Origin of the sequence: Nocardia sp. NPDC049149, assembly GCF_043197455.1 — a bacterium.
GTDB lineage: Bacteria > Actinomycetota > Actinomycetes > Mycobacteriales > Mycobacteriaceae > Nocardia.
In genome coordinates, this window is the sequence record NZ_JBICTD010000002.1 from 322,429 (window position 1) to 337,820 (window position 15,392).

General features: G+C 67.4%; 21 protein-coding genes. 7 read left to right on the top strand and 14 right to left on the bottom strand.

Features of this window, described 5'->3' with window-relative positions; genetic code table 11:
- The first annotated feature begins 5 nt into the window (after positions 1-5).
- Genes ACGFNJ_RS07175 through ACGFNJ_RS07185 form a run of 3 tightly spaced genes read left to right on the top strand, consistent with a single transcriptional unit; the run spans position 6 to position 2,261 of the window.
- Positions 6-545 (top strand): thioredoxin family protein, encoded by a 540-nt coding sequence (locus ACGFNJ_RS07175; RefSeq protein ID WP_393444406.1) that lies wholly within the window; start codon positions 6-8, stop codon positions 543-545.
- A gap of 14 nt (positions 546-559) precedes the next feature.
- Complete coding sequence (locus ACGFNJ_RS07180; protein ID WP_393444408.1) at positions 560-1,492, top strand: hypothetical protein; 933 nt, start codon at positions 560-562, stop codon at positions 1,490-1,492.
- Positions 1,493-1,547: 55 nt separating this feature from the next.
- Positions 1,548-2,261, top strand: coding sequence for an SGNH/GDSL hydrolase family protein (locus ACGFNJ_RS07185; RefSeq protein ID WP_393444410.1), 714 nt, complete (start codon positions 1,548-1,550; stop codon positions 2,259-2,261).
- Here ACGFNJ_RS07185 and ACGFNJ_RS07190 read toward each other — a convergent pair.
- The 3 genes from ACGFNJ_RS07190 to ACGFNJ_RS07200 all read right to left on the bottom strand — a co-directional run bounded on the left by ACGFNJ_RS07190 (position 2,255) and on the right by ACGFNJ_RS07200 (position 4,728).
- Positions 2,255-2,869, bottom strand: coding sequence for a dihydrofolate reductase family protein (locus ACGFNJ_RS07190; RefSeq protein ID WP_393444412.1), 615 nt, complete (start codon positions 2,867-2,869; stop codon positions 2,255-2,257). The genes ACGFNJ_RS07185 and ACGFNJ_RS07190 overlap by 7 nt on opposite strands.
- Before the next feature lie 82 nt (positions 2,870-2,951).
- The gene (locus tag ACGFNJ_RS07195) at positions 2,952-3,674 is read right to left on the bottom strand and encodes a class I SAM-dependent methyltransferase (protein ID WP_393444414.1); all 723 of its coding nucleotides are present in this window, start codon (positions 3,672-3,674) and stop codon (positions 2,952-2,954) included.
- 94 nt (positions 3,675-3,768) lie between these two features.
- Positions 3,769-4,728, bottom strand: a complete 960-nt coding sequence (locus ACGFNJ_RS07200) for a GlxA family transcriptional regulator (protein ID WP_393444416.1) — start codon at positions 4,726-4,728, stop codon at positions 3,769-3,771.
- Positions 4,729-4,881: 153 nt separating this feature from the next.
- Between ACGFNJ_RS07200 and ACGFNJ_RS07205 the strand changes: the two genes are divergently transcribed.
- Positions 4,882-5,343, top strand: a complete 462-nt coding sequence (locus tag ACGFNJ_RS07205) for a hypothetical protein (RefSeq protein WP_393444419.1) — start codon at positions 4,882-4,884, stop codon at positions 5,341-5,343.
- Positions 5,344-5,387: 44 nt separating this feature from the next.
- Here ACGFNJ_RS07205 and ACGFNJ_RS07210 read toward each other — a convergent pair whose 3' ends face one another.
- The 7 genes from ACGFNJ_RS07210 to ACGFNJ_RS07240 form a co-directional block, all read right to left on the bottom strand.
- Positions 5,388-5,738, bottom strand: a complete 351-nt coding sequence (locus tag ACGFNJ_RS07210) for an HPF/RaiA family ribosome-associated protein (RefSeq protein ID WP_393444421.1) — start codon at positions 5,736-5,738, stop codon at positions 5,388-5,390.
- Positions 5,739-5,860: 122 nt separating this feature from the next.
- Positions 5,861-6,517 carry a VC0807 family protein gene (locus ACGFNJ_RS07215; RefSeq protein ID WP_393444423.1) on the bottom strand — a complete coding sequence of 219 codons (657 nt, stop codon included), beginning with the start codon at positions 6,515-6,517 and terminating at the stop codon, positions 5,861-5,863.
- A gap of 121 nt (positions 6,518-6,638) precedes the next feature.
- Entirely contained in the window at positions 6,639-6,977 is a 339-nt protein-coding gene (locus ACGFNJ_RS07220; RefSeq protein WP_393444425.1) for a hypothetical protein, read from the bottom strand.
- Between the two features lie 228 nt (positions 6,978-7,205).
- Positions 7,206-7,625, bottom strand: coding sequence for a hypothetical protein (locus ACGFNJ_RS07225; RefSeq protein WP_393444427.1), 420 nt, complete (start codon positions 7,623-7,625; stop codon positions 7,206-7,208).
- 141 nt (positions 7,626-7,766) lie between these two features.
- Complete coding sequence (locus ACGFNJ_RS07230) at positions 7,767-8,915, bottom strand: hypothetical protein (RefSeq protein ID WP_393444429.1); 1,149 nt, start codon at positions 8,913-8,915, stop codon at positions 7,767-7,769.
- 76 nt (positions 8,916-8,991) lie between these two features.
- Positions 8,992-9,900 (bottom strand): DMT family transporter, encoded by a 909-nt coding sequence (locus ACGFNJ_RS07235; protein WP_393444431.1) that lies wholly within the window; start codon positions 9,898-9,900, stop codon positions 8,992-8,994.
- Positions 9,901-10,097: 197 nt separating this feature from the next.
- Entirely contained in the window at positions 10,098-10,448 is a 351-nt protein-coding gene (locus tag ACGFNJ_RS07240) for a hypothetical protein (RefSeq protein WP_393444434.1), read from the bottom strand.
- Positions 10,449-10,570: 122 nt separating this feature from the next.
- On the opposite strand from ACGFNJ_RS07240, the gene ACGFNJ_RS07245 reads away from it, so the two are divergent.
- Positions 10,571-10,981 carry a pyridoxamine 5'-phosphate oxidase family protein gene (locus ACGFNJ_RS07245; RefSeq protein WP_393444437.1) on the top strand — a complete coding sequence of 137 codons (411 nt, stop codon included), beginning with the start codon at positions 10,571-10,573 and terminating at the stop codon, positions 10,979-10,981.
- A gap of 68 nt (positions 10,982-11,049) precedes the next feature.
- Entirely contained in the window at positions 11,050-11,448 is a 399-nt protein-coding gene (locus ACGFNJ_RS07250; protein WP_393444439.1) for a helix-turn-helix domain-containing protein, read from the top strand.
- A gap of 3 nt (positions 11,449-11,451) precedes the next feature.
- Here ACGFNJ_RS07250 and ACGFNJ_RS07255 read toward each other — a convergent pair whose 3' ends face one another.
- Both ACGFNJ_RS07255 and ACGFNJ_RS07260 read right to left on the bottom strand, forming a co-directional pair.
- A complete protein-coding gene (locus ACGFNJ_RS07255) occupies positions 11,452-12,045 on the bottom strand; it encodes a ClpP family protease (protein WP_393444441.1) in 594 nt (197 codons plus the stop codon).
- Positions 12,046-12,047: 2 nt separating this feature from the next.
- A complete protein-coding gene (locus tag ACGFNJ_RS07260; protein WP_393444443.1) occupies positions 12,048-12,650 on the bottom strand; it encodes a ClpP family protease in 603 nt (200 codons plus the stop codon).
- 118 nt (positions 12,651-12,768) lie between these two features.
- Here ACGFNJ_RS07260 and ACGFNJ_RS07265 point away from each other — a divergent pair, with 118 nt between their 5' ends.
- Positions 12,769-13,263, top strand: a complete 495-nt coding sequence (locus ACGFNJ_RS07265; RefSeq protein ID WP_393444445.1) for a GNAT family N-acetyltransferase — start codon at positions 12,769-12,771, stop codon at positions 13,261-13,263.
- Here ACGFNJ_RS07265 and ACGFNJ_RS07270 read toward each other — a convergent pair.
- Together ACGFNJ_RS07270 and ACGFNJ_RS07275 are read right to left on the bottom strand one after the other, a co-directional pair.
- A complete protein-coding gene (locus ACGFNJ_RS07270; RefSeq protein ID WP_393444447.1) occupies positions 13,260-14,438 on the bottom strand; it encodes an acyl-CoA dehydrogenase family protein in 1,179 nt (392 codons plus the stop codon). The two genes, ACGFNJ_RS07265 and ACGFNJ_RS07270, sit on opposite strands and share 4 nt — an antisense overlap.
- 64 nt (positions 14,439-14,502) lie before the next feature.
- Entirely contained in the window at positions 14,503-15,366 is an 864-nt protein-coding gene (locus ACGFNJ_RS07275) for a helix-turn-helix transcriptional regulator (RefSeq protein WP_393444449.1), read from the bottom strand.
- Between the last annotated feature and the right edge of the window lie 26 nt (positions 15,367-15,392).

A 15,392-nucleotide genomic window follows, 5' to 3' on the forward strand; every position in this document is an offset into this window, starting at 1 on the left:
CCGTCATGGCGCTCACCTCCCTCATGGTTCCCCTCGGCACGCCGGCACCGGATTTCTCGCTGCTGGACCTCGATCAACGCCGGTACGCCCGCACCGATTTCGAGAACGGGCCAGGCCTGTTGGTTGTTTTCACCTCGAACCACTGCCCTTACGTCAGACATCTCGAGTCGGCACTCGGTGAGGTCGTCGACGCACTCCCCATGCCGACGGTGGCGATCTGCACCAACGACGCCGCCAACCACCCCGACGACGCCCCGGTTCGCCTCCGCGACCAGGCCATTCGCGCGGGCTGGACGTTTCCCTATCTCATCGACGAGTCGCAGGACGTCGCCCGCGCCTTCCGCGCCGTGTGCACCCCCGACTTCTTCCTCTACGACGCGAACCTCGCGCTCGCCTATCGCGGCGCGTTCGACGAATCCACGCCTGGCAACGGAAAGCCAGTGACCGGCAACGAGTTACGTGCCGCGATCGAATCCGTGCTCGACGGAAGACCGGTACCGGATCCACAGCGCCCGAGCATGGGCTGCTCCATCAAGTGGCGTTGAAACACTGAAAGGGGGTGGGGACATTGGCGACAATCGTCCTCGTACACGGCATCGCACAGGAACAGGCCGCCGCCGACACGCTGGAGGCGCAATGGCTGCCAGGGCTCGCAGGCGGGGTGCGCAACCACGGCGACCTGGAACTCGCCGATCGCCTGTGGCGCAACGGATTACCCGGCGACATCGCGACCAGGATGGCGTTCTACGGCAATCAGTTCCTTGCCGAGGGCGCGCAGGGCGCCGCGGTGGGCGAGCTCACCGACGAGCAGCTCGAGTTCATGGAGCGGCTGGCCGAGGTCTGGCTGGCGACGGCGGCCGAACACGCAGGCGACCAGCGCGATCTGCTCACCGCCCAGCGATTGGTCGCCGAACCGTCGCCGGATGATCGCCCGCAGGGCCCCAAAGCCGCACTGCGCCCGGCACTCAACGCGCTGGTCCGGCTGCGCTGGTTCGCGCCGTTCGGGATCGGGCTCGCCGAGAAGTTCGTGGTGCGCGCGTTGTCTCAGGTCACCCGCTACTTCACCGACGAGGCCGTGCGCGAGTACGCGCAACAGCAGGTCCTCGCCCTGGTCGGCCCGGAAACCAAACTCGTTGTCGCGCACTCCCTCGGCTCGGTTGTCGCGTATGAAGCGCTGCATCGGACCGAGCAGGAGGTGGCGTTGCTGACCATGGGCTCGCCGCTCGGCCTGCGCACCGTCATCTACGACCGGCTCCGGCCGCAGCCGACTACGGTGCCGAAAGCCGTTGCCAGTTGGCACAACCTGGTCGACCGTGACGATCTGGTCGCCGCTCATCTCGACCTCGCGCCGTTCTTTCCGCCGTTCCCCGGCGCGGACATCGCACCGGTCACCGAGGAGCCACTGGACAACGGCGCGAGCCCGCACGATTCCACCCACTATCTGACGAAGGCGATCACCGGCGGCATTGTCGCCAAAGCGCTGGCGTCCTGAACGCAGGCAGACAAACCACTTGAGATAAACATACATACGGACGTATGTTGGTCTCATGACCTTGGCGCTCCCCACCACCGAAGAGACCGATCCGTTCTGCCTGCCGCCCCTGGCGGCCGCGGCACTGCTGCACGACGCACCATGGCAGCGGTTCGCGGTGATCGGCGACAGTCTCTCGCTGGGCACCTGCGATCCGAGCCCCGGCTACACGACGCTCGGCTGGTCCGATCGCGTCGCCGACGTGCTGCGCCGGGTGAATCCCACACTCGCATATCTCAATACCGGTCAGATCGGTGCCACCACCGCGGAAACCCTTCGGCTCCAATCAGATCCGCTCCGCGAGTTCGCCCCCGACCTGCTGTACCTGCCCTGCCCCGCCAACGACATCGTCCGCCGCACCCCCGATTACGACGAGATCGAGCGCAATCAGCGCGAGATGTACCGCATGGCGGCCGCCACCGGCGCCGAGCTGATGACCTTCACCCTCGGCAAAGCCTATGTGGTTCCGGTCTTTCCGGATTGGACCGACCGGGTGCGCCGCGCCAATGACCTCACCCGCGCGCTGGCACGGGACTACGACGCAATGGTGATCGACATGTGGGACCACCCGATCCACGATCGCCCGAATCTGTTGAGCGCGGACCGCCTGCACTTCGCCGCGTCCGGACAGGCGGTCCTCGCCAGCGAGGCCATCAAGCAGCTCGCGCACCGGCTCGCCGCCACCGGGGCGCGCACCGTCGAGGACGACGCGCGCCACGGCGCCTACTGATCACCTTCGGGCAGATGAACTTTCGCATCGTCGTAGGTGGCGGTGCGCACCTCTTCGGCCCGGGCGTAGACGAGATTGAGCACCCCGGTGGCAAAGGTCTGCGACGAGAGCAGCCGCAGCGGTATCGCCGCCTCGCTGCTCTCGAACAGTCGTGCACCCTTGCCGACGACGATCGGATGCACCAGCAGGTGCAATTCGTCGAGCAGCCCGGCGTCGAGCAGCTGGCGCACGACCGACACCGAGCCGCTCATGCCGATATCGCCGCCCTCCTCGTTCTTCAGCGCGGTGACCGCACTGACGAGATCACCCTTGATCACCTCGGAGTTGCGCCAGGTGAACTGCAGATCCTGGCTCGAGACCACGACCTTGCGGGCATCACCGAGCTGCTTGGCGAAGGGCGCGTCCTCGCCGCCTGCCGCCTCGCGGTCCGGCCATGCACCCGCGAAACTGTCGTAGGTCTTGCGGCCGAGCAGCAGGGTCCCTGCGCTCCCGAGCTGTGCGTCGACCGCCTGACCCATCTCGTCGTTGAAATACGGGAAGTGCCAGTCCTGCGGGTCTTCGATGACGCCGTCGACCGAAATGAACAGACCTGCGGTGATTTTTCGCATCGCCCAACTCCTGGATCAGTGATGTGTGTGTTGCCTGATCCGACGGCGCGCCGCGCGGAAATTCATCGGTCGCGGTGTCGGGTCAGACCCGCTCAGCCTCCACTACCCAGATCGGCAGCAACAGCCCACCGTCGGCATCGAACGCGAACTGCGCACCCGCGCCCTCGGGGAGCATGGAGTCACGGACCGCCGCAGGCGGCGAGATCGCGGTCAGCTTGTCCGCGCGCAGTTCGGTGAGGCGCCAGTCCGGGGCGCGGAAGGTGGCGCGCAGTTCCTCCTCAGCGATCGCGAACGGTGCATACGCCTCGGCAAATTCGCTTTGGCTGAAACAGAATTGGATCAGCCGGGCGCCGGGCCGCATCACCCGCAGCAGCGCGGCGACGTGCGCGACCCGCTGCTCGGCGTCGAGACAGTGCGCGAGCGCGCTGCTGACGACGGTGTCGAACCGCTGGTCGTAGCCGGTCAGCGCGGTCGCGTCCGCGACGGCGAACGCCACGGTCACGCCTTGGGCGGCGGCGCTGGCGCGCGCCTTCTCGATGGCCGTCGGCGCGAAGTCGAGGCCGGTGACCTGATAGCCGAGCCCGGCCAGGTAGATCGCGGTATCGCCTGGGCCGCAACCGATATCGAGCACGTCGCCGGTGATCCGGCCCGCGCGTTCGATGTCGACGAGCAGCGGCTGCGGTCTGCCGATCTCCCACGGCAGCCGGTCCATGACGAGGCCTTCGACCAGCGTCCCGCTCTGATAGGCCTGTTCGAAATCGATGGTTGATGGGTCGATCTGAGGTGTTGCGTCACTCTCGGTCATGTGGACCAGTCCCTCGCCTAGATGGTGGATCGGGAAATTCGACGGATGAATCCTATCGAGAAACGGAGAAAAGGTCTCCGTTTTAACGCGACATTTATCCGCTGCTCGACCTGGAACCGTGGAAGGCGGTGCGGTAGCTGTGCGGGCTGGTGCCGACGACGCGCTTGAAGCGGTCGCGGAAGGCGGTGGGTGAGCCGAAGCCGACCTGGTCCGCGATCCGGTCCACCGGGTGCCCGGTGGATTCGAGCAGGTATTGCGCCTGGCGAATCCTGGCGCGCAACAGCCACTGCAGCGGCGTGGTTCCGGTCTGCTCGCGGAAACGGCGATTGAGTGTGCGGGTGCTCATCCTGGCCTCCGCGGCGATGTCGTCGAGGGTCAGGTCCTTCGCCGAATTGTCCTGCATCCACCGCATCACCGGCTCGAGCACCGAACCGCGCGGGGTCGGCGGCTGGTCGTGCACGATGAATTGCGCTTGTCCCCCTTCGCGTTCCAGCGGAACGACGGACCGCCGCGCCACGTCGGCCGCGACCGCGGACCCGTGGTCGCGACGAATCATGTACAGGCACAGGTCGATTCCCGCGGCAGCACCCGCCGAAGTGAGCACTCTGCCGTTGTCGACGTAGAGCACGTCCGGATCCACGTCGACGGCGGGATAGCGGGCCGCGAAATCGGCGGCGGCCGACCAGTGCGTGGTCGCCCGCTTGCCGTCGAGCAGGCCGGTCTCGGCAAGCACGTAGGCGCCGACGCAGATCGACGCGATCCTGGTGCCCGCGGCCGCCGCCTGCCTGAGCGCGTCGAGCACCTCGTCGGGCACCGGCAGGGCGGCCTCGGCGCGGCCGGGCAGGATGATGGTGTCCGCACCGACCAGCCCGGACAGATCCCATGGCACCCGCACGGTGAACGCCCCCGCATCCACGGTCGGCGTCGGCGCACAGACCCGCACTCGATAGGCCTCCCGGCCATCCGGAAGCCTGGCACAGCCGAACACGTCGACTGGTGTCGTCAGATCAGAGGGAATCACCCGGTCCAGCGCGAGAACGGCCACCACGTGCATGGCTCAAGAGTAGGGGCCAACCGGATTCCAGCCAATACCTCTGTAGTGCAGACCAGCGCTGAATCGCCATGTCATAGCAGCTGGCGAGAATCGACCGGTGTATGGCTGTTTCGCCTATTTCCCTGACGGCATGATCATCGTTAACCTGCCGCTGTGACGAAGTTCTTGCTCTCGGTCCACGTGCTGGCCGTGATCCTTGCCGTCGGTCCGGTGACCGTCGCGGCGAGCATGTTCGCGCCAACGACGCGACGCGCGCTGGCCGGCACCGAGGTCGAGATCAATCATGAACCCGCCATCCTCGGTACCCTGCACCGGATCTGCCGGGTGTACGCCTACCTCGGGATCCTCGTGCCCATCTTCGGCGCGCTCACCGCGCTCAGCCTCGGCGTGCTGACCGATACCTGGCTCATCGTCTCGATCGGCCTGACCGCAGCCGCCGCCGCGGTGCTCGTGCTGCTCATCCTGCCCGGCCAGCAGAAGATCCTGGCCGACCTGACCGGGACGACGCCGACGCTGATCCGGCGTCTCGGCATGGACACCGGCATCTTCAACATCCTGTGGGTCGCCGTCACGGTGCTGATGATCGTGCGCCCCGGATCGACGACCGGCGCCTGATCTCGCTGCGGCGCAACAGCACTGGCGGCCGCGCTACCGGAGCGCTACTCCGATGCCATGTGCCGGATCGACGCGCCGCCCTTGGCGTGATGCAGTTTGCCGAACCGGCTGTCGAGCAGGTGCGCCATGCTGTCGGCCGCACCACGAATCGCCTCTTCGATGGTCTCGGCACGATGGGTGACCGCCACCGGCTGCTGACCCGTCGGCCTCGCCTCGAGCACACACTGCTTGTCGTCGGGCCCACCCTTGGCGCCGTTCTGGTCGGTCAGGTGCGCCTCGACCCTGGTCAGGTGGTCGCTGAACCGCTCGAGCACCGCGGTGATCTCGGCTTCGGCCTTCTCGATCAGGCCCTCGCCCCCGTGGATGCCGCTTCCGGTGTTGATCTGGATCTGCATAGCTTTCTCCATTCCGTTGGTAGCAAACTCCACGAAACCGACACTACCCCCGCCACTTCAGTGGTCGGGGTCATAGCGCGACGGCCCGGGTCCGTGGCGGACCCGGGCCGTGTCTGCGGTTTTCAGCCGCGGGCGTTGCGCTTGGCAACGCGGGCGGTGATCACCGTGAGCGGCACGATCGTGGCGACCATGAGCACCGGCGACAGCCACGCCATGGTGTGGATCGGCAGCTGGTAGGCGAGCACCACCCGCACCGCGGCCTCGGTGATCAGGCCGCCGCCCCACATCATGGCGAGCACGCGGAACGTCCGGCGCGTCGCGGGCTCGGTCCGGTAGGCATCCTCCAGACCGGCCAGCCGAGCCGGGCCGCCTGCGGTGGCCATTTTGCGGGCGGCCAGATAGGTGAGCGGCTTGCCGACCAGGATGCTGATCACGAACGCCAGGCCGATCAGCGCCGTCCCCGCAGAGTCCTTGGCGATCAGCATCCTCGGGTCGCCGCTGATGAACGAGGCTACGAGCCCGAAGACGAAAACGGCCAAGATGATGGCGGGCAGTGCCTCGAGGCGCCGCGACCGGATCGTCTCGACGAGCAGCAGCGCCCCCGAAAGCACCGTTCCGGCAAGCAATCCGGCGAAATCGCTGAAGCCGAGGGCGTGCATGCCGAAGTAGGCGCCGACCGGAATCGCGACGTCGCGGCCGATCGAGGCCAGCAGGTGCAACGGCTTGAAGGCCGGGGCGGGCTGCTCGACCGTGGTGGTTTCGACTGCGGTGGTGGTCATCGGATGCTCCTCGTCGGCGTTTTCAGCGGTGCGCTACGAGAAATGACGCTACGGATCCGGGCCCGCGCGCAGATCTGTCAACCATCACGACTGCGGCATGACAGTTGTCATGCCATGGCGCTCAATCCCACAACGCCGCAACGGCAGTCTGATAGTCGCTCGATTCCAGCGACCCTCGACCGGTCGCCAGCAACCACCGCTCCACCGCGCGATCGGTGTCGATCCGGTACGAGCGCTGGTCGCCGCGGGCGATCTCGATGACGCCACGCTGTACTCGCAGCACTTCCTCGTCCGACAGCTGCGCGACGAAACCTCGGTAGGCACTGGTGTTTTCAATGCTGCCCGCGGCCGAACGCGGCGCGGCGGCGATCAAACCGTGCAGCTGCGCCTCGTCCCCCGGCGCCAACCGCCACCTCGGATTCGGTCTGTCGGAATTGATGTCGAGTTCGATCCGGATCACGTCCACTCCCCTGGCGCCGAGCGGCCGGGACCTCGGTCGGCATCGACCGGCCCGTGCGGAGTGTGCGACATCACTGTTCTCCTCACGGGCGCCCGGCTTGGGAGATGGTAGCCCCGGTTCGGCGCCGCGGCTAGCCAACGAAATCCGGTGGCCGCGAACACTTCACCACCGGTGTGAACGAATGCCCAACCGTGGGTTCACAGGACTGTGCGGATTGCTGAATCCGGTTCAGCCGCCGAAGACGTTGCAGCCTTCCGCCACGTGCACGCCGCGGCCGACGCGCACGTCCATGCTCGCAACGATGCTGATGTCGGGCGACTGCACCGCGCTGATCGTGTGCGGCCCCTCGGTGGCGGGCACCCAGTTGACCAGCGCGGTGCCGCCGGACGGCGCGACAACGGCGAACCGCACACCGTTGTCGTAGAAGGCCACCGGCTGCACCACGTCGGTGACCGCGGCACGCGCCTGATACGTGCAGCCGGTCCCGTAGTTCGTCGACGAGCCGAAGTTGAGCCCCGGATGGATACTCACCTGGGTCGCGATGGCCCCCGCGGTCGGCGCGACGCACACGGCCGCCGCCGTCGCGACCCCGAACACTCCCACTACGACACCGACTCGTCCGCGCATCCCACTGGTCCTATCCGTCATGTCCTCGGTCCTCGTTCTGGACGCCGGGCACCGCGCGCCGGCGAGCTAGTTAGCTAGCATCCTCACTCCGAACGGTCGGTTCTCGGGGCCGAACCGGCGAACGTGTCCAGATCACCGCCTCGACGCGCCGTGCGGGGCGGCTCACATGAACGTCGACTCCTTTGTCAGTCCGAGGGACTCGTCGCCGCCGGTGATGATCGGCTGGCAGTTGCCGATGCCAATGGCGCCGGTGGAGTCGGTCACCCGGACGACGGTGTCGCGGATTTGGTGGAGGCGGCGCGCGGATTCGGGTGTTGCGCAATTCGGGATGCGTTCACCGTCGACGTGCACGCCGGGACCGAGCCACGACCCGTGGTGCTTGCCCTCGAAACCGAAGTAGAGCCCGGCGCCGAGATGAAACCCGGTGTCCGACACGGCCGCCAGCCGCAGGACCCGCTCGGTGCCGTCCTCGGTGGTCGCCTGGATCTCCCCGCCGCGCAGCCGGCGATTGTCCGGGTCGAAGGACAGGTCGGGCACCAGGTCCTTCCACTTCTCGAACCGGCCGTCGGCGTGCTCGACGCCACCCATCACCGTCTTACTGAAGAATCCGTCCAGCTGAATGATCTGGTAGTGCAGGTGCAGGCCGTAGCGGGTGCCGTCGGGCTGCGTCATCAGGATCGGCGCCCAGATCATCCGGAACGACACCTCCGGCGGCAGGTCCATCGACTCCACGTCGCCGAGCGGCGACCCGACGTCGTAGCGCACGCCCCACGAGTGGTCCCTGGTCGACACCCAGTCGTCGAAGGTCGTGCGCACACCGTCGATGCTGACCCATCCGGAGGCGGTGCCGATCTGGTGGTACCGCACCAGATCCGACATCACCCGGTACCCACGCCGCAGGTGGGTGCGGTCTTCCAGCTGCGCGGGCAGCGCCGCTTCGAAGACCCAGTCGAAAGCCACCGGTTGGCAGTCGTTTTCGGCTAGCCGGAACCGAATCGTGCGCAGCGGCTGCACGATCTCGTAGTCGATCGGTCCCACCGCGAGCGTTTCCGGATCGGGCGCCAGCGTGCGACTGCCACGCACGGTGATCTGCTCGACGCCACGCGAGATCCCCGCATACCCGTCGAGCACGTTGCGATTCTTGTACTGCCCCATGCCGAAACCGAGTTGCAGCGACCCGTCCGGCGCGCACGCCATCGCGCACACCTTCTCGGTCCACGCCAGGTCGCTGGTGCCGACCGTGGCGACGGTATCGACGATCTGATGGTTGAAGCCTTCGTCGGCGGGGCCGAGCGGTCCGATCGGATTCACACCGCTCGTCGTAACACGCGCCGCGCAGGGCGGTCGAGCACCGATCCCGCCTACCGGGCGCGAAATCGGCCGGGTATCAACTCTTCTCGGCTGTGCGCGTGGCGCCGGCCGAGGCGGCGACCACGCAGATGACACCGACCCACTGCGGGATGTTCATGAACTGGCCGAGCACCAGCAGTCCGGCCAGCGCCGCGACCGCGGGCTCCAGGCTCATCAGCACGCCGAACACCCGGGGCGGAATGCGCCGCAGCGCCTCCAATTCCACCGAGTACGGCAGCACCGAGGACAACATCGCCACCCCGAATGCCACCGCCAGCACGGCCGGATCCAGCAGCGAACTCCCCGCGTCGATGATGCCGACCGGCGCCATCAACACCCCGCCGAACGCCATCGCGATGGCGAGCCCACCGCCACCGGCGGTCCGCTCGCCCATGGCCGCGCTGAGCAGGATGTATGCCGCCCACAGCGCGCCCGCCGCCAGCGCAAGCAGCACGCCGATCCACTCGACCTCGCCGTCGGCCTGGGTCAGCAGAACGACTCCGCCGCCCGCCAGCACCGCCCAGACCGGGTCGATCCACCGCCGCGATCCGGCGAGCGCGACGGCAAGCGGGCCGAGGAACTCGATGGTCACCGCCATCCCGAGCGGGATCCGGTCGATCGCCTCATAGAAGGACAGATTCATCAACGCGAGCACCGTGCCGTAGGCGAGCACCACCGGCACCGCCCGCCGGCCGATCCGCAACGCGGACCGCCAGAACACGAGCAACACCACCCCGGCGAACACCAGGCGCAGGCTGACCGCCCCCGCCGCGCCGGTCGCGGCGAACAGCTGTTTGGCGAGTGCCGCACCCACCTGCACGCTGACGATGCCCGCAAGCACCAACGCGGTCGGCGGCACGCCACCGAGCCCGCGTTCGGCAACGGCGCGCCAGGCGGGCCCTACTCGTCCGCCCGATGCCGACCGTTCGACGTCGATCGCGACCACGCCTCAACCCTCCATCCGATTCGCACAGATCAAAACATCGTGCGCACCCCTGCTCCCCCATGCATCTCCAGCCAAACACAGCGGTACGACAGGAATCGGGTTGCCCTCAGCGGAAGGCGGAAACATGCGCAACAGCAACGAACGCCGGAAGGGTAGAGCGATATTCCGAAGCGCCTGCTCAGCGTCCGATCCGCGGATCAGCGGCGACGGATCCGACCGGGCAGCAAGCGGCCGTCGATCTGCGGCGCCGCCTGGCTTTCCCCGGCGAGCGCGAGCATGGCGAGTCCGGTGTCCCGAATGAGCATGTCGAGGTCGTCGATGAGCGCGTTGACGGTGTCGCGAACGACCGGCGGCGCGGCTGGGTCGATGGCATCGAGCACGTGATGCAGCTGCAGGCCGACATCGAAGAGATGCCGCACCAGCCGATCGCTCGCCTCCGCGAATTCCGTGCTGTTGCTGGACGATTCGATGGGCGGCGGGACGGGGCGACGCGGAAGCAGCACGCGTGTGGAACTCCCCGTGTACCCGATCCGCGCGGAGTACGGCATGTCCGCCTCCTCGTCAGTGCGTAGGTTAGACAGCCAATCCTCATTTTACGGACGTTGTCTCAATTCTTGCCATCACGGTTCATGCCCCAAAACCGATCCGCAACAGGTGGGATGATGAGAGCATGCCCGCCCACCGCGCAAGCGAGACGCGTGAGCTGTCGGTAGAAGACTCGTTGGACCTGCTCCGCAGTGTTCGATTCGGCCGCATCGCGTTCTCGCGGCATGCTTTACCCGCCATCCGGCCTGTCTGGCACACGGTCATCGACGGCTGCATCGTGATCGCCGCGGACCCGGCCATGATTCGCACCCTGCACAGACAGGTGGTCGCCTACGAGGTCGACACCATCGATCACCAGACGCATCTCGGCAGGTGCGTCATCATCACGGGCATCGCGGACACTGTCACCGACAAACAGGAGCTCGCCCACTTCCAGCGCAGGCTGCATCCGGAGACGATCGCGGACAGTCAGCTCATTCTGATCGATCCCGACATCATCACCGGCATCGAGTACCTCGGCCGCAACGGCGCCTGACCCGCGTCCGGTTCCGCCGTGGGTGAACATTGTTCGGCCCCGGCCCGTGAGATGCCAGACTCGTCGCTATGGCAGCAACAGAGGATGGTGTGGTCGTCGATCTCGCCGCGCACCGTCGTCGGGAGCTCCGGCCGGAGCCCGTCGACGCGGCGCCGCCGTTGCTGCGCAGCGTCTACGGCGAGGTGCTGCGAGACGAGCGGCGCGATCAGGACCGCACGCTCGCCGATGTCGCCACCCAGGTCGGGATGTCCAAGCAGTACCTGTCCGAGATCGAGCGTGGCCGCAAGGAGCCGTCCTCGGAGATGCTGCACTCGATCTGCGGCGCGCTCGGCCTGCCGGTCGAGTCCCTGCTGTTCCGGGGCGCCCGGAGGCTGGGCGCGTTGCGGCAATTGCGCCGCCGCCCAGTCGCTCCGGTTGCTCCCGTCGCTCCGGTCTCCGGGTCGCGCGTCGAACTGCGAGCGGCCTGACCGCTACCGGTCGCGGGTCAGGATCAGTTCGTCGGCCAGACCGTAGTCGACGGCCTCCTGCGCGGTGAAAACGCGGTCGCGCGCGGTGTCCTTGCGCAGCTGCGCGAGCTCCTGACCGGTGTGCTTGCCGAGGATCGCCTCGGTCTCCGCGCGCACCCGCATCACCTCCGCCGCCTGCAGCGCAAGGTCGGAGATGGTGCCCTGCCCCTGCGCCGACGGCTGATGCAGCAGCACCCGCGAGTGCGACAGCACATACCGTCGCCCCGGCGTGCCCGCGGCAAGCAGCACCGCGGCGACCGACACCGCCTGGCCCATGCAATACGTCTCGATGGGCGTCCGCAGGAATTGCATGGTGTCGTAGATCGCGAGCATCGCCGTGTTCGAACCACCCGGCGAATTGATGTACAGCCCGATCTCGCGGTCCGGCGACTCCGCCGCCAGGTGCAGCAGCTGCGCCATCACGACATTCGCGACGCCGTCGTCGATCTCGGTGCCGAGGAAGATGATGCGCTCGTTGAGCAGGCGGCTGAAGACGTCGAAGGAGCGCTCGCCGTTCGGGGTCCGCTCGATGACATGCGGAATCGTGTACTGGCCCATGATCACAACCCCGCTCGGCGTGCGTTGGTGAACGGCGCGATCTTGGCGAAGCTGTCGGCGATCTGGTCGACGATGCCGTACTCGAGCGCTTGCGCCGGCGTGAACCAGCGGTCGCGGTCGCTGTCGGACTTGATCTCCTCGATCGAATGTCCGGTCTCGGCCGCCAGGATCTGCTCGGACTGCAGCTTCATGTATTCCAGGTTCTCCGCCTGGATCGCGATATCCATGGCCGTGCCGCCGATCCCGGCCGACGGCTGATGCATCATGATCCTGCTGTGTGCCAAGCTGATTCGCTTGCCCTTGGTGCCGGAGGCGAGCAGCACCTGCCCCATGCTCGCGGCGAAGCCGACGGCGACGGTGACCACGTCGTTGGGCACCAGCTTCATCGTGTCGTAGATGGCAAGCCCGGCGAGCACGGATCCGCCGGGCGAGTTGATGTAGAGGACGATGTCGCGCTTGTCGTCCTCACTGGCGAGAAGCACCAGTTCGGTGCAGGCCCGTTCGGCCATCGCGTCGTCGACCTCGCCGGTCAGCAGGATCGTTCGATGGCGGAACAATCGGTCGGCTAGTTGGCCCCGGTAGTCCAGGTGCGATGTTTCGATCATGGTTCAGGTGTAGTGCCGATCAAGGGGCCGATGACGCTGTGTCTGCCGAGGGCAGACGGCACCGAGACCACGGGCCATTCCACACCGACTGATCGGTCTGAATTGCTACAGTGCCTGGATGATCGACGGTGACGTGGCGCTGCGTCCGGCCCGCCCCGAGGACGCGACGGCGATCGCGGACATCTGGTATGCGGGCTGGCGTGACGCCCACCTGGGCAACGTCCCCGACGAGCTGATCGCGGTCCGCCCGCGCGAATCCTTCGACACCCGTGCGGCCCAACGCATCCCGGACACCACCGTGGCCACGGTGCGCGACGTCGTGGCCGGCTTCGTCATGGTCCTCGACGACGAGGTCGACCAGGTCTACGTTTCCGGCGATCACCGAGGCAGCGGCATCGCGGTCCGCCTGCTGGGCGCCGCTGAGCAACGCGTCAACGCCAACGGCCACGACAAAGCCTGGCTCGCGGTCGTTCCTGGCAACGCCCGCGCCCGCGCCTTCTACGCCCGCAACGGTTGGTCCGACGAGGGCTTGTTCGTCCACGACGCCCCTGGCCCGGCAGGCCCCGTCGACGTGCCGTGCCACCGCTACGTCAAGTTCGTCGCCGACGCCTAGCGCTCGCCGAGCACCAGCGGGAACTCCGGCCTGCCGCCGAGCAGGAAGGCGCCCGCGGACTGGATCATCTGGTCCTGCGCGATGAGATGCGTTGTCATGGTGGTCGTGTCGCGCAGCCAGATGTCGAGCGGGCTCGGCTTGTAGACCGAATCCGTGCCGACCAGCTCACAGAGCCGGGCGACGATGCGTCGGCAGGCCCGATAGCAATGCGTGCGGGTCAGCAACGTCTGGATCCGGATGTCGGCCGGAAGTTCGGCGAATCGCTTGTCGTCCAAGGCATCCCAGAGGGTGCGCAGGCTGTCGACCACCGCACCGCGCGCGACAACGTATTCCATCTCGCACTCGCCGAGAATGTACTGGGCCCGGTAGTTGTCCGCCCATTTCTGGCCGGTGGCCGCCACCACCTTGCCCGCGGCGAGGTCGCGGACGTGGTCGAGCGCGGCCCGCGCGGCACCGAGCGGGATACCGGGCATCGCCCTGGCCAGGGTCTCGGGTTCGGCGAGTTTGCCGGTGCTGCTTTTGGGTTCGTAGAGATCGAAGCAGTGCCGCTCGGGGACGAACAGATCCTCGACCGCGTAGTCGTTGCTGCCGCTGCCGCGCAGACCGGTGCTGTCCCAGGTGTCGAACACCTGGACCTGATCGCGTCGCATGAAGTACAACTTGGCGATCGGTGCGCCGTCCTCGGTGGTCGCCATCTGTGCGCCGTCGTACACCAGCGCGCCGCCGACCACGAGGTCGGCGTGGTCGATGGCGCTGCCGAGTTTCCAGCGACCGGTCAGCCGATATCCGCCGGGCACGCGCTCCGCACGGCCGGCGGGGGCGATGAATCCCGCGGTGATCAGGTCCCTGGTCGGCATCAGCTCGGCCAGCGCCTGCTGGTCGAGGAACCCGGCGTAGATGCCGGTGGCCGACCCGATCATCGCGCACCACCCGGTGGCGGTGTCGCCGTAGGCCAGCGCCTCCAAGACCTCCATCTGCTCCAGCGAGGTGAGCCCTGGCCCACCGAGCTCGGCACTGAAAAACATGCCGTAGATGCCGATCTCACGCAGCCTGGCCACGATGTCGGCCGGAAGTTGGCGCGCCGCTTCGATTTCCGACCGCCGCTTGGCCAGTTCGGGAGCGAAGGCGCGGGCCGCCTCGAGATACGCGGTGGACGACATCATTTCCGCAGTCATCAGTCCACGATCCCCCCGAACGCACACCCCGGCCAGGGCACGGTCCGCCAGCCGGACCCACTATCTAGTCGTGTGCTCGCGCAGCGGCGTCCTGGAACTCCGGGTCGCCGGTGGCGATCATGCTGCCGAGCAAGGTCAGGGCGCGTTCGGAGGGCGAGCCGGGTTCGGCGTGGTAGGCGATGAGCATCTGACCGGGCGCACCGTTCACCGCGAATGTCTCGTAAGACAGCGTAAATTCACCGACCATGGGGTTGGCGAACCGCTTGACGCCCGCGGTCTTCGCGCGAATATCGTGCCTGGCCCAGAGCTGGCGGAACTCCTCGCTCTTCAGCGACAACTCGCCGACCAGATCGGTCAGCCTCGGGTCGTCGAGGTCGGTGCCCGCACTGGCCCGCAGGCTGGCCACCGTCTCCGCGGCGTGCACCGACCAGTCCGGATACAGGCAGCGCGCCTCCGGATCGAGAAACATCATCCTGACCTGGTTGACACCCGGCACCGAGCACGAATTCACCGCGACGGCAAGCGGATTGGCCGCGAGCACGTCCAAGTGCCGACCGAGCACCAGCGCAGGAGTGTTCGGCCACGCGGCCATCAGCGTGGTCAATCCCCGGCTCGCCCGTTCGGGACGATGCGGGGCGCGCCTGCGCCGCGCCACCGGCCTTGCCAGTTCGCGCAGATGCGCGGTGGCCTCGTCGTCGAGCGCGAACACCCGCGCCAGCGCGGTCACCACCTGCTCGGACGGATGCTTGTCCCGCCCTTGCTCCAGCCGCACGTAGTAGTCGGCGCTCATCCCGGCAAGCATCGCCACTTCCTCGCGACGCAATCCGGCGACCCTGCGCTGACCGCCACCAGACATCCCGACATCCTCCGGGCGCACCAGCTCGCGCCGGGCCCGCAGAAACGCACCGAGTCGATTGTCGGAATCCATCCTTCGAGGGTAGGTCAGCGCCGATC

Bases quoted from the DNA above. Each gene is read 5' to 3' on its own strand.
- ACGFNJ_RS07175 (WP_393444406.1), top strand. From the start codon at position 6: ATGGCGCTCACCTCCCTCATGGTTCCCCTCGGCACGCCGGCACCGGAT.
- ACGFNJ_RS07185 (WP_393444410.1), top strand. From the start codon at position 1,548: ATGACCTTGGCGCTCCCCACCACCGAAGAGACCGATCCGTTCTGCCTG.
- ACGFNJ_RS07190 (WP_393444412.1), bottom strand. From the start codon at position 2,869: ATGCGAAAAATCACCGCAGGTCTGTTCATTTCGGTCGACGGCGTCATC.
- ACGFNJ_RS07195 (WP_393444414.1), bottom strand. From the start codon at position 3,674: ATGACCGAGAGTGACGCAACACCTCAGATCGACCCATCAACCATCGAT.
- ACGFNJ_RS07200 (WP_393444416.1), bottom strand. From the start codon at position 4,728: ATGCACGTGGTGGCCGTTCTCGCGCTGGACCGGGTGATTCCCTCTGAT.
- ACGFNJ_RS07210 (WP_393444421.1), bottom strand. From the start codon at position 5,738: ATGCAGATCCAGATCAACACCGGAAGCGGCATCCACGGGGGCGAGGGC.
- ACGFNJ_RS07215 (WP_393444423.1), bottom strand. From the start codon at position 6,517: ATGACCACCACCGCAGTCGAAACCACCACGGTCGAGCAGCCCGCCCCG.
- ACGFNJ_RS07225 (WP_393444427.1), bottom strand. From the start codon at position 7,625: ATGACGGATAGGACCAGTGGGATGCGCGGACGAGTCGGTGTCGTAGTG.
- ACGFNJ_RS07240 (WP_393444434.1), bottom strand. From the start codon at position 10,448: ATGCCGTACTCCGCGCGGATCGGGTACACGGGGAGTTCCACACGCGTG.
- ACGFNJ_RS07245 (WP_393444437.1), top strand. From the start codon at position 10,571: ATGCCCGCCCACCGCGCAAGCGAGACGCGTGAGCTGTCGGTAGAAGAC.
- ACGFNJ_RS07250 (WP_393444439.1), top strand. From the start codon at position 11,050: ATGGCAGCAACAGAGGATGGTGTGGTCGTCGATCTCGCCGCGCACCGT.
- ACGFNJ_RS07255 (WP_393444441.1), bottom strand. From the start codon at position 12,045: ATGGGCCAGTACACGATTCCGCATGTCATCGAGCGGACCCCGAACGGC.
- ACGFNJ_RS07260 (WP_393444443.1), bottom strand. From the start codon at position 12,650: ATGATCGAAACATCGCACCTGGACTACCGGGGCCAACTAGCCGACCGA.
- ACGFNJ_RS07265 (WP_393444445.1), top strand. From the start codon at position 12,769: ATGATCGACGGTGACGTGGCGCTGCGTCCGGCCCGCCCCGAGGACGCG.
- ACGFNJ_RS07270 (WP_393444447.1), bottom strand. From the start codon at position 14,438: ATGACTGCGGAAATGATGTCGTCCACCGCGTATCTCGAGGCGGCCCGC.
- ACGFNJ_RS07275 (WP_393444449.1), bottom strand. From the start codon at position 15,366: ATGGATTCCGACAATCGACTCGGTGCGTTTCTGCGGGCCCGGCGCGAG.